Here is an 11,860-nt window from a genome sequence, read left to right as displayed (position 1 = left end):
GGCCATTCACAAGAATGGCCGATCGAAGTGCTGGATATTTTGTTCAGGAATTGCTAGCGATGGTCAGCGACTGCTCGTCGAGCCGATCACCGACGCGCGCCGCGAACCGGCGCCAGGTCTCCGCGTTCTGCTGTGCCAGTTCGAGAATGAGGTTGAGGCAGTGCTCGGGCAGCTGCTCGGCCAGCTCCGCCGACTCGGATGGCGTGCGCGGCGCGGCGTCGAGCCAGCGCAAGAGCTGACGCCCGGTTTCGGACAGGCGCAGGGACGGGTCCCGGCGCAGGCTGTCCATCATCGAGGGCACCGAACGCATGGTGGCGACCGGGTTTTCACTGGTCCGCGCCGGCGCGGGCGGCGCAAGGGGTGCCCGCAGCCGGCGCACCCGCCCGTCCCGGCCGAGCCGGCGCGAGGTCTGGGGAATTTCCCCACCTGCTCGCCGGCGGATGGCGCCGACGGTCTTGTGGTCCAGCCCGGCGACCGCCGCGACCCGGCGGTCCGACCACAGCGGGTACATCACCATCAGACGCAGTGCGGCCGCCTTGCGATCCTTCAGGGTGAGCGGCAGACCGTGTTCGGAATTGGCCTCGACCGCCAAAACGAATGCCTCCTCCGCGCTGCCCTCGAAAAATCTGACCCGAATGGTCTGCCGCCCGTTCGATTTCGCGGCGTGCAGCCGGTGCAGGCCATCGATCACCTGCATGGTGCTGCGGTGCACCAGAATCGGCGGTAGCGGCGATTCGACTTGTGCGAGCACCTGCGCGTGCGCGATATTCACCTCGCGCACCCGCAGGAATTCACCGCGGGCGAGCGCGGCGATGGGAATGTCTACTACATTCCGCGAAACTCCGACCCGGGCGAGCCGGTCGGAGGCATCGTTGCCGTGCGTAACGCGAGCCGTAGCCTGTCCGTTCATACGAAACCCCGAAACACTGTAGAACCAATAGTCCGTCACACACTCGGGCCATCTATCGCCGATATTCCTGGACGACACCCCGGTGTGCCGAACCGCCTGTTCGGGACCAGCCGACGCGAAAAGTATTGCATGCCTGTAACTTTCAGACAACAATTCGGCCGCCCCTAATTCCGGGACGGCCGAATTGTTTATAGGACCGAATGGTACGTGCCGGGGTCTCAGACAGTTGTACTTTCCCGGACGTTCACCGAGATGGTCTTCGGCTTAATTTTCGGGAACCACCAGTTCCACCGCCCGAATATCTGCATCAGCGCCGGCACCAGCATCAGGCGGACGATGACCGCGTCGATGGCGACCGCCACCGCGAGCGCGAAACCGATCTGCTTGTCCTCGAGCATGTGCGCGGTGACAAAGCTGCCGAACACCACGACCATGATGGCGGCCGCCGTGGTAATCGGCCGCGCGGTATGCGCCAGACCGGCGGCCACCGCGCGTTTGTTGTCGCCGTCGATATCGAAGATTTCCTTGATGCGGCCGATCAGAAACACCTCGTAGTCCATCGAGAGCCCGAACAGCACGGCGAACACCACCGTCGGCAGGAATACCTGGACGAACCCCCGGCTCTGGAAGTCGAACAGCGCTTCGCCGAGCCCCCATTGGAATACCGCGACCGTGATGCCCATCGCCGCCGCGATGGCGATCAGGTTCATCACGATCGCCTCGACCGGCAGCAGGATGCTCCGGAACACGACGACCAGGAAGACGAACGAACTGGCCAGGACCAACCCGAACACCCAGGGCGACTTGACGCCGATCTCCCGGGAGAAGTCCACGTACTCCGCGGTTTCCCCGCCGACGCGCAGGTTCGGCCCGCCGTTCGCGCTCACCCCCTTGGCGTCCGCGCGCAGGGTTTTGACCAGCGCCGTCGCCTCCGGCGAATCGAAGGGCACCTTCAGGATCACCGTCGCCACCCGCCGCCCACTATCCGAGGCTTCCGGCAGCACCGACGAAATCCGTTTGTCCCCTTCCAGTCCGGCGGCGAAAGCATCGAAGCGCTCGGCTTGCCGCACGGTCAGCGCGCCCTCGACCGGACCGGTGGCCACGATCTGCACCGGCGCCAGCAGGCCGGAGGCGAACTTCTGCTCGATCACCTTCGCGGCCCGGCCCGAGGGCTGATCCGAGAGCGCCGCCACCCCGGCGTCGAGTCCGAACTTGACCCCGGCCAGCGGGGCGGCGGAGAGCAGCAGCAACGCGATCGCCGCCGTCGCGAACACCCACGGACGGCGCATCACCAGCTTCGCCCAGCGCTCCCACATCCCGGCCGAGTGCTTCGAGCTCGCATCCGGCGGCAGGAATTTCGCGGGCAGCGCGCCAGAGTTGATGCGCGGACCGAGCCCGGCCAGGACCGCGGGCAGCAGCGTGAGCGAGACCAGCAGCGCCGCCGTCACCGCCGCGGCCACGCCGCCGGCGATAGCGCGGAAGATCGGCACCCGCACCACGAACAGCGCGCCCAGCGAGATCATGACGATCAGGCCGGAGGCCAGAATATTGCGGCCGGTCGTCTCCATGGTCACCGCGACAGCCTGTCTGGTGCGCTGACCGATGTCACCGATCGTGTTGTGCGCCAGCTCTTCCCGGAACCGGCTGACCAGGAACATCGAGTAGTCGATACCCACGCCGGTGCCGATCATGGTCGCCACCGCCAGCACCAGCGTGTCGAAGTGCATGACGTTGGACAATAGATAGATCAGGCCGTAAGCGCCCGCGATACCCGCCAGCGCCACCCCGACCGGGACCGACGCGGCCACCAGCGCGCCCATCGACAGGATGAGCAGCACCAGCGCCACGGGCATCCCGATCAGTTCGGCCTTGGTGGTGTCGTCCACGCCGACCCGCACCTGGTCGTTCTGCATGGGCGTGTGCCCGGACACGCCCACCCAGATCGGTCCGGAGCCGTGCTGGACGGCCTTGCGCGACAGCTCTTTCGCGAGTTCGGAACGTTTGTCCGCCGAGCCCTTGACGCCGACGATCGCGATCGCGGTGCGGTTGTCCTCGGAGACCAGCTTCGCGGGCAGGCCGTCGAAGGGCCCGATGATCTCCGAAACCCCGTTGATGCCACGGATTTCGGTCAGCACGGTCTTTACCTTGTCTTGAAACTCGGCCGTGTCGACCGTACGGTCACGAGAGTCGAAGACGACGACGTCCTGCTCGGCGCCGATCGCGGGAAAGTGCCGCGCCAGGATCTTGCGCGCCTCGGCCGATTCGGCCGCGTCGACACCGAATTCCGGAGCGCTCAAGCGGTGCTCGAGGGCCGGGACGGAAACCGCGCAGGCCGCGAGCAACAGCGCCCACACCGCCAGCGTCAGCCGCCAGTGCGAGGCGATGAACATGCCCCACCGGTGGCCCGCGCCGGGGCGCTCCGGCCGCGGCTCGACCCGTTCGGGTCTGGTTTCCACTTGTGTCATGGCCCCGCCTCCAACCTGGAAGTGACTCTCAGATATCCGAGAGTCTATGAGCCTTTCGCGCCATCCTGCAAGTCACTTTCCGATTTGTTCCACCGGTTGTACGCTCGACGGATGTCTCGTTCAGCGTCGAACGCTTCCACGCCCGCGCGCGGCACCTCGGTGTGGGAGCGCAAGAAACTGCAGGCCATGCGCGAAATCCAGCGCGCCGCGCTCGACCTTTTCGACGAGCACGGCTTCCGCGCGGTCACCGTCGAACAGGTGGCCACCGCCTCGCACGTCTCCCCCAGTTCCATCTACCGCTACTTCGGCACCAAAGAGGCCCTGATCCTCTGGGACGAGTACGACCCCCAGCTCATCGAGCTGCTCAGCCAGAACAGCGACACCGTGGTCACGCCGGAGGAATTCGTCGGCGAGATCCGGGCCTCGATGCCGGCGCTGGTCCGCGAACTGAGCACCGACGAGGACCGCATCCGGCGGCGCATGCGCTACGTGGCCAGCGAACCCGACGTGCGCGACGGACTCGCCCGCGAGACCCGCCAACTCGAGGACGTGCTGCGCCAGGTGGTCGGCGCGCGCATCGGCCGCGACTCCGACGACCTGCAGATCCGTCTGCTCGCCGCGATGCTGGCCTGGGGTTTCGACGCCGCGCTCGATTATTGGGTGCAGACCGACTTCGACCTGCCGCTGGCCGACGCGCTCGGCTACGCCATCGAGGCGCTGACCCGCAGCGCCGAGGCCGTGCTCGGCTTCCCGGTGCCGCGCGGTCAACGGCCGAATCACAAAAACTGAAAGTTCCTCGCAATTTTCCCGGGGAGACGTATAGTCGAATCAACCTGATAGTCACTGTCAGGTTTGACTTCGACTCTGGGGAGGTTCCGCGATGACGAAGATCTTGATGCTGGGTGGCGCCGGACAGATGGGACGGGCCGCCGCGCGGCTGCTCGCCGATTCCCCCGCGGTGGACCACCTGGTGGTGACCGACCTGCGCGCGGGCAACGCCGAGACCGTCGCCAAGAGCCTGGGCGACAAGGTGTCCGGGCTCGGCCTCGCTATCACCGACCGCCGGTCGCTGCGCGCCGCGCTCGAGGACTGCGATCTGGTTCTCAACACCGTCGGGCCCTACTTCCGCTTCGGCGTGCCGATCCTGGCCGCGGCCATCGAGGCCGGGCGCAACTACGCCGACATCTGCGACGACTGGGAACCCACCCTGGCCATGCTCGACATGCACGAGCGCGCCCGGGCCGCCGAGGTGGTGGCGCTGGTGGGGATGGGCGCCAGCCCCGGGGTCTCGAATCTGCTCGCGGTCACCGCGGCCCGCGAACTCGACACCGTCGACTCGGTGGTCACCGCCTGGAACGGCGAGGACGCCCGGGAATCCGGCAGCTCCAGCGCCAAGCGCCCGAACGCGGCCTACCTGCACGCGATTCACCAGATCACCGGCGCCATCAAGGTCACCCGTGACGGCGCGCTCACCGACCGGCCCGCGCTGGAGGAGGTCACCGTCGAGTATCCGGGCATCGGCACCGGAAGTGGCTGGAGCTTCGGCCATCCCGAGGCGGTCACGCTGCACCGCGCGTTCCCCGAACTGCGGAACAACACCAACCTCATCACCGGCGGGCGGCTGCTGATCACGATGTGCCGGGCCCTGCGCCTGGCGGTGGACCGCCGGCTGATCGGCCCCGAACGCGCGGCCCATCTGGCCTACCGCAGCATGGGACTGCTGCCCGAGGGCGCGATCGGGTCCGGCACGCTGCCGCCGCTGTTCGCGCTGGCCACCGGCACTCGCGGGGGCGAAACAGCCACGGTCGCCAGCGCACTCGCGCAGGTGCCGGGCCGCACCATGGGCGTGAACACCGGCGTCCCGCTGGCCGTCGCGGCGCTGCAGCTGGCGACCACGGAAGCCGCACCGGGCGTGCACACGCCCGAAACCCTGCTCGACCCCGACGCCTTCTTCACTGCGCTGGCGCCGCACTGCATCGGCAACCCGGCGCCCGCGGCGATGGTCGCGACGACCCGATCCTGGCGCAGCCCGCAGGACAACGCCGCCGCCCTCCAGGCCTCGCTACTGACGGCCTTCTTCGCCGCCGCCGACTGATCCTTCGACTGCGCTGCCGCCGGGATTTCTTCCCGCTTGCCGATCCCCCTCGCGCCGAATGCCATATCGTTTCGGCGGAATAGGACTCTCAGCAGCACAGGACAATTGAATGCTCCTCTCGAACCCCGCACCCCACGCCCGCCGCTCCCGACCGGGGTGGGCGCAGCGGTCGATCATCCTCACCGGCGTGGTGGCGCTGCCGCTGCTCGGCCTTCCCTCCGGCGGAAGCCTCTGGGCCGCACCGCATTCGGCGACCGACGTGCACGAGTTCAGCACCGTCCACCGCACCGCGGCGAGCCGGGCCGACTGTGGGCCCGGCTCGCTTCCGGAGACCGGCCTGCAAGGCGACGTCCCGGCCGCCGACCGCGAGAACGGCCGCAGCAAGCAGGGCTACCGGTGCAACCTGTCGCTGGTCGGCAGCTATGCCACCCGGGGCGGCGGCATCACCTCCACCACCTTCGAGCACTGCTCCTACACCGGTTCGCTGTTCCCCGGCGCGCTGGTGAGCGACGATCCGGGCGTGCAGGTGATCGATGCCGCCGATCCGGCCCGGCCACGCCGCACCGCCACGCTGGCCGAACCCGCGATGCGAGCGGGCACCTGGGAGAGCTTGAAGGTCAATACGGCGCGCAAGCTCCTCGCGGGCACCGCGGTGCCCGTCGCGCACGGCACCGGCTACCTGTCGATCTACGACATCTCCGACTGCGCGCACCCGCGGCTGCTCAACCCCGGCCCCGGCACGGATCTGGCCATGCCGCTGGGCATCACCACGCACGAGGGCGGCTTCTCCCCCGACGGGCGCACCTACTGGAGCGCCAGCCCGATCAACGGCAATTTCAATGCCGTGGATGTCTCCGACCCGACGCAACCGCGCGTGGTGTGGGAGGGCAACAACGGCGGCCGGGGCGCGCACGGGTTCGGCATCAGCCGCGACGGCAACCGCCTGTACCTGTCCACCGGCGGCGGGGTCACCGTCTACGACATCAGCGCGGTCCAGCGCCACGACCCGAATCCCGTGGTGCACCAGGTCAGCCGGATCAGCTGGCAGGACGGCACCAACACCCAGCACAGCGTCCCGGTCGACTACAACGGCACGCCGTACCTGTTCACCGTCGACGAAAGCAGCTCCGGCGGTGTGAAACTCATCGATCTCACCGAGGAGACGGCGCCGCAGGTCGTCAACACCATCAAGCTGGAGATCAACCTGCCTCAGCACCTGGACAGCGGATATGCCTCCTCGATGGGCGGATCGGTCTTCGCCTACGAGGCGCACTATTGCGCCGCCGACCGCGCGACCAACCCGACGGCGCTGGCCTGCGGATGGATCTCCTCCGGAGTCCGGGTCTTCGACGTGCGCGATCCCTTCCATATCCGGGAGATCGCCTACTTCAACCCGCCCGCCCAAACCGCCCGCAACACCGATCTTTTCAACTCCCCGCACGCCCTGATCTCGGTGATCGGCACACCCGCGCTGAGCCAGCCCGCCATCGACCGGGCCAAGCGCGACGGCGACTGGACCGAGGCCGAAGCGCAAGGCCCACGCGCGGATCTGACCGCCTTCGGCGATCTGTCCACCGACTGGTGCTTCTCCCCACCGGAATGGCACGGCACCCAGCTGTGGACCACCTGCGCCGACAACGGTTTCCTGGTCCTGCAACTGGACAACGGCGTCTACACCCCACCCGCCGACCAGGCCGGCACCATCGGACAGTCGTGAAACGCCCTGCGCCACGGGCATTTCTGGCCGTGCTGACGGCGCTGGCGCTGCTCGGGGCGGGCGTGATCGCCGGTCGCCTGACCGCCGCCCAGGCCGGCCCGGCCGGAATCACCCTCAGCGACACCGAAATCGGCTTCGCACAGGACATGACCGCCCATCATCAGCAAGCCCTGTCGCTGGTGCGGCGCCTGGACCCGGGGGCCGAGGCCACCGTCCGGCAGCTGGCCACCCAGATCGCGGACAACCAGCGGGTGGAGATCGGCATCATGCTCGGCTGGCTGCGCCTGGTCAACGCGCCGGCGGCGGCCCGGGTGCCGATGCGGTGGATGGGCGAGCACGCCGGGCACGACTCGGCCATGCCCGGCATGGCCTCGACCGCCGAGCTGGCCGCCCTGGCCGGGGCGCGCGGTCCGGACGCGGAAACCCGGTTCCTGCAATTGATGCTGCGCCATCACGAGGGCGGCATCAGCATGGCCCGGGCCGCGGACAACCTGATCGCCGCCGGGCCCGTGAAAGAGGCGGCCCGGTCGATGCTCACCGATCAGGGCAAGGAGGCGGGCCGGATCGGGCTGCTGCTGTCCCAGCGCGGGGCACAACCCCTGCGTTGATCACGCCTGTGCCATCATGCGGCATGACCGACTGGCGGCCCCTGTCCCGACGTTCCCTGCTGGCGCTGAGCGCGGCGGCCGCCGCGGGTGCCGGCTTCGCCGGGCGCGCGGCCGCCGACCCCGGTGACCCGCTGGCGGCCGCGGTGCAGGCGTTCGTCTTCGGCTACCCGCTGGTGCTGATGGACCTCACCCGGGCGGCGGCCACCGCGCAACTGCCGGTCAACCGGCTCGCCAATGTCGCGACCCCGCCGACCTCGGACAGCACCTATGTGGTGCGGCCCAACCTGGACACCCTGTATTCGCAGGCCTGGCTGGACCTGCGCGCCGAGCCGGTGCTGTTGCAGGTGCCGGCGGTGCGCGACGGCCGGTACTGGCTGATGCAGGTGCTCGACATGTGGACCAACAGCGAGCACGACCCGAGCAGCAGCGCCCCGCTCGGCGCCGCGCCGCACACCTACGCGATCACTGGGCCGGACTGGACCGGCAGCCTGCCCGCCGGTGTCGTCGAACTCCCGATGCGCACGGCCACCGCCTGGCTGCTCGGCCGGATTCAGATCGAGGGACCGGGTGGCCTCGCGGCCGTGCACGACCTGCAACAGCAGTTGCGGCTGAGTCCGCTGAGCGGCTGGGGCTCGGCCGGGCCCGGCACCACCATTCCCGTGCTGGGTGGCGGGCCGCGACCGCCGGACCTCGTGGCGGCCATGGACGCCGGCACCTTCTTCCAGCGGCTGTGCGCGGTGATGGCAGACAACCCGCCCGCGGCCGCCGACACGCCCGCGCTCGCGCGCTTCGCGGCAATCGGCATCACCCCCGGTCGCTACACCGCCACCGTGCCGGACGCCGTCCTGGATCGGGCGCTGCAACTGGCAAAGGCGCAGATCAGGGCCGGCCTCCTGGGACAGGTTCTAGTCGGTGCCCAGAATCGCTGGTTCACCCCCGAGGTGGTGGGCGTCTACGGCACCGATTATCTCGCGCGGGCCGTCATCGCCCAGGTCGGACTGGGCGCGAATCTGCGCCGCGACGCCATCTATCTCAACACCCAGGCGCTCGCCGCCGGACCGCTGCAACGCTACCGATTGCACTTCGCACCAGGCCAGTTGCCGCCCAACGACGCGTTCTGGTCGCTCACCGCCTATACCGAGGACAGCTACCTGGTACCGAACCCGGCGGGCATCTACGCCCTCGGCGGGGGCGGCGTGGTGCCGAACCCAGACGGTTCGGTCGATCTCGCGGTACAGGCCGAGGATCCCGGTCCGGCTGTGCCCCAGGGTAATTGGCTGCCCACCCCCGCGTCGGGCGGGTTCAGCCTGACCATGCGGGTTTACGCGCCGAAACCGGAGGCGCTGGACGGGCGCTGGCAACCGCCGGCGCTGGCTCCGCTGCTCTGACGGATTCCCGCCTGTCTGGGTCGGTTGACCCGAGAGAATGCAGGTCACAACGTTTTTCGATAGTTCATGTGATCAGATTCAAAGTCGCTTCGGAGTGCCGATTTCAAGATCACCGCTGTGATACGTTCTCGCCGCGGCCGGTGCTTCCAACCACACCGCCCCAACCACCCCTGTCGGCCGACGGCCGCCCGGCACCAAACCTGCTGCGGCGCACCGCCGGCTATGTTGCTATGCCCGAAAGAAGACTGTGTTCGCTATCCTCACCCGTTTTCTCACCCTGGCGCTGAGCATCGTCGCCGTGGGACTGTTCGCCGCGCCGAGCAATGCGAGTCCGCTATATCCCGAGCCGGACCCCGATCCCTTCTACACCGCACCCACCGATCTGCCCAGGCTCGCGCCCGGCGACGTGGTGCGCACCCGCAAGATCGACACCGGCCCCTACGTCGGCACCGAGGGCTGGCAGGTCGCCTTCCGGTCCACCAATTCCTCGGGCAACGCGATCATGGGCATCACCACCGTGCTGATGCCGATCGGCGTGCGCAACCCGCCGCTGGTCTCCTACCAGGCCCTGATCAATTCGCTCGGTTCGCAGTGCAACCCGTCGCGGTCGCTGTTCAACGGTGAACTGCAGGACGCGGCCGGCGCGATGCTGCCGATCGGACGCGGCTGGGCTGTCTCGCTGCCGGACTACCTCGGGCCCAACGTCGCCTACGGCGCCGGGAAGCTCAGCGGCATGGTCACCCTGGACAGCGTCAAGGCCGTGCAACGCGCCTCCGAACTGGGGCTGGGCACGTCCCCGGTCGCCATCGCGGGTTACTCCGGCGGCGGCATGGCCACCGGCTGGGCCGCCGCGTTGCAGCCCACCTACGCGCCCGATCTGAAGATTGCCGCGATCGTCGCGGGCGGCATCCCCGCCGACCTGGAGCAGATGGCCCTCGGCCTCGGCTTCGAGCCGCACCCCGGCTTCGGCCTGGCCTTCGCCGCGGCCATGGGCCTGGAGCGGGAATACCCGCAGCGCCTGCCGATCTCGGATCAGCTCAACGAGAACGGCCTGTGGTTCCGGGAATTCACGCACGACGCCTGCCGGCGCTTCCTGCTGTTCCACGGCGCCTTCCGCAGCGCCGACCAGCTGGCCGCTTCCAAGAGCCTGATGGACAGCCCCGTCGCCCGAGAGGTGCTGCACGAGAACAGCTTGCGCTTCTTCGACGGCGTGCCCACCGCGCCCACCTACATCTGGCAGGGCCGCTACGACACGTTGACGCCCTACAACAGCGTCGCCGAGACCGCCGACCGGTACTGCCGGGCGGGCGCGCCGGTCAAGCTCGTCACCTATGACATCGCCGAGCACATGACCGCCGCGGCGGCCGGGTTCGCCGAGGCCTGGAACTACGTGGAGTCGCGCTTCCGCAACGAGCCGGTGCCCACCAGCTGCTGAGCAGCTGAACTACCCGTCCGGGCGGGGTGCCGAGCAAGTAGCGGCACCCCGCCCGGGCGCATCTCGGGCCGACTTCGCCATCCCGGGCGAGGTTGCTGAATATTTGCTGACTGTCGGGAATACTGGTTCGGTGATCAAGACCGAACGCGAGCTCGCCGACGGCCGGACGATCCGGTATTACGACGCCACGCCGGTGGTCCGGGTCGCCGCCGACAGCCGTGACCTGCCCGTCGCCCATACCAGCTCACAGGCCCGCTTCGATCCGCTGCTGGGTGAGTGGGTGGTGGTCGCCTCGCACCGGCAGACCCGCACCTTCCTGCCGCCCGCGGACCTGTGCCCGCTGTGCCCGTCGACGCCGGACCGCGCCACCGAGATCCCGGAAACCGATTATCAGATCGCGGTTTTCGACAACCGGTTCCCGTCGCTGACGCTGACCCACCAGGACCTGCCCGAATCGGTCGAGGGCGCACCCCTGGCCCAGCTGCGCGACGGGTTCGGCAAGTGCGAGGTGGTGTGCTTCACCAGCGCCCACGACTCCTCCTTCGCCCAGCTGGAGCCGACCCGGGTGCGGCTGGTCGTGGACGTGTGGGCCGAGCGCAGCGCGGAGCTGGGCGAGGTCGACGGGATCGGGCAGGTGTTCTGCTTCGAGAACGCCGGCGCGGACATCGGGGTGACGCTCGCGCATCCACACGGCCAGATCTACGCCTACCCCTTCGTCACGCCCCGGGTCGCCAAGATCACCAGTAAGGTCACCGCGTACCGGAAAGCCCACGACACCAACCTGTTCGGCGATATCCTCGCCGCCGAACGTTCGGCCCGGCTGCGGGTGATCGCGGCCAACGAGGAGTGGACGGCCTTCGTGCCGCCGTTCGCGCGCTGGCCCTACGAGGTGCAGCTGTACCCGCACCGGCGGGTCGCCGACCTGCCCGAGCTCGACGACGCCCAGCGCGACGCCTTCGCCCAGCTCTATCCGGACGTGCTGCGCCGGTTCGCCCGCCGCTTCCCCGCCCCGATGCCATATGTGGCAGCCTGGAACCAGGCTCCCACCCCGAAATCCGGTGTGCCCCGCCAGGACTGGTGGCTGCACCTGCAACTGTTCTCGATCCGCCGGGCAGCGGACAAACTGAAATATCTGGCGGGATCGGAGTCGGGCATGAATGTGTTCATCAGTGACACCACGCCCGAACAGGTCGCGGCCGAACTGCGGGAGGTGCGGTGAACGTGTCCGAGGAACCAGCGGTG

Annotated in this window: 9 protein-coding genes; 7 read left to right on the top strand and 2 right to left on the bottom strand. The window is 68.8% G+C overall.

Annotated features, from left to right (window positions below; genetic code table 11):
- Positions 1–43 precede the first annotated feature (43 nt).
- The gene (locus AB0H76_RS13700; RefSeq protein ID WP_357322277.1) at positions 44–910 is read right to left on the bottom strand and encodes a ParB N-terminal domain-containing protein; all 867 of its coding nucleotides are present in this window, start codon (positions 908–910) and stop codon (positions 44–46) included.
- Positions 911–1,128: 218 nt separating this feature from the next.
- Entirely contained in the window at positions 1,129–3,375 is a 2,247-nt protein-coding gene (locus AB0H76_RS13695; RefSeq protein ID WP_357322274.1) for an MMPL family transporter, read from the bottom strand.
- A gap of 111 nt (positions 3,376–3,486) precedes the next feature.
- On the opposite strand from AB0H76_RS13695, the gene AB0H76_RS13690 reads away from it, so the two are divergent.
- The 7 genes from AB0H76_RS13690 (at position 3,487) to galT (ending at position 11,837) form a co-directional block, all read left to right on the top strand.
- On the top strand, positions 3,487–4,164 hold the full coding sequence (locus AB0H76_RS13690) for a TetR/AcrR family transcriptional regulator (RefSeq protein ID WP_357322272.1): 678 nt from the start codon (positions 3,487–3,489) through the stop codon (positions 4,162–4,164).
- Positions 4,165–4,255: 91 nt separating this feature from the next.
- Positions 4,256–5,470 (top strand): saccharopine dehydrogenase NADP-binding domain-containing protein, encoded by a 1,215-nt coding sequence (locus tag AB0H76_RS13685; RefSeq protein WP_357322269.1) that lies wholly within the window; start codon positions 4,256–4,258, stop codon positions 5,468–5,470.
- Between the two features lie 109 nt (positions 5,471–5,579).
- Positions 5,580–7,187, top strand: a complete 1,608-nt coding sequence (locus tag AB0H76_RS13680) for a hypothetical protein (RefSeq protein ID WP_357322266.1) — start codon at positions 5,580–5,582, stop codon at positions 7,185–7,187.
- On the top strand, positions 7,184–7,795 hold the full coding sequence (locus AB0H76_RS13675) for a DUF305 domain-containing protein (RefSeq protein ID WP_357322263.1): 612 nt from the start codon (positions 7,184–7,186) through the stop codon (positions 7,793–7,795). Before AB0H76_RS13680 ends, AB0H76_RS13675 begins: the two co-directional genes overlap by 4 nt.
- A gap of 23 nt (positions 7,796–7,818) precedes the next feature.
- Positions 7,819–9,183, top strand: a complete 1,365-nt coding sequence (locus tag AB0H76_RS13670; RefSeq protein ID WP_357322261.1) for a DUF1254 domain-containing protein — start codon at positions 7,819–7,821, stop codon at positions 9,181–9,183.
- Positions 9,184–9,439: 256 nt separating this feature from the next.
- Entirely contained in the window at positions 9,440–10,618 is a 1,179-nt protein-coding gene (locus AB0H76_RS13665) for a lipase family protein (protein ID WP_357326171.1), read from the top strand.
- Between the two features lie 130 nt (positions 10,619–10,748).
- The gene (gene galT / locus AB0H76_RS13660) at positions 10,749–11,837 is read left to right on the top strand and encodes a galactose-1-phosphate uridylyltransferase (protein ID WP_357322258.1); all 1,089 of its coding nucleotides are present in this window, start codon (positions 10,749–10,751) and stop codon (positions 11,835–11,837) included.
- Positions 11,838–11,860: the final 23 nt, after the last annotated feature.

Source organism: Nocardia sp. NPDC050712 (assembly GCF_040654295.1).
GTDB lineage: Bacteria > Actinomycetota > Actinomycetes > Mycobacteriales > Mycobacteriaceae > Nocardia.
Note: the sequence above shows the minus strand (reverse complement) of the source record. Positions and strands in the feature narration are given on the sequence as shown.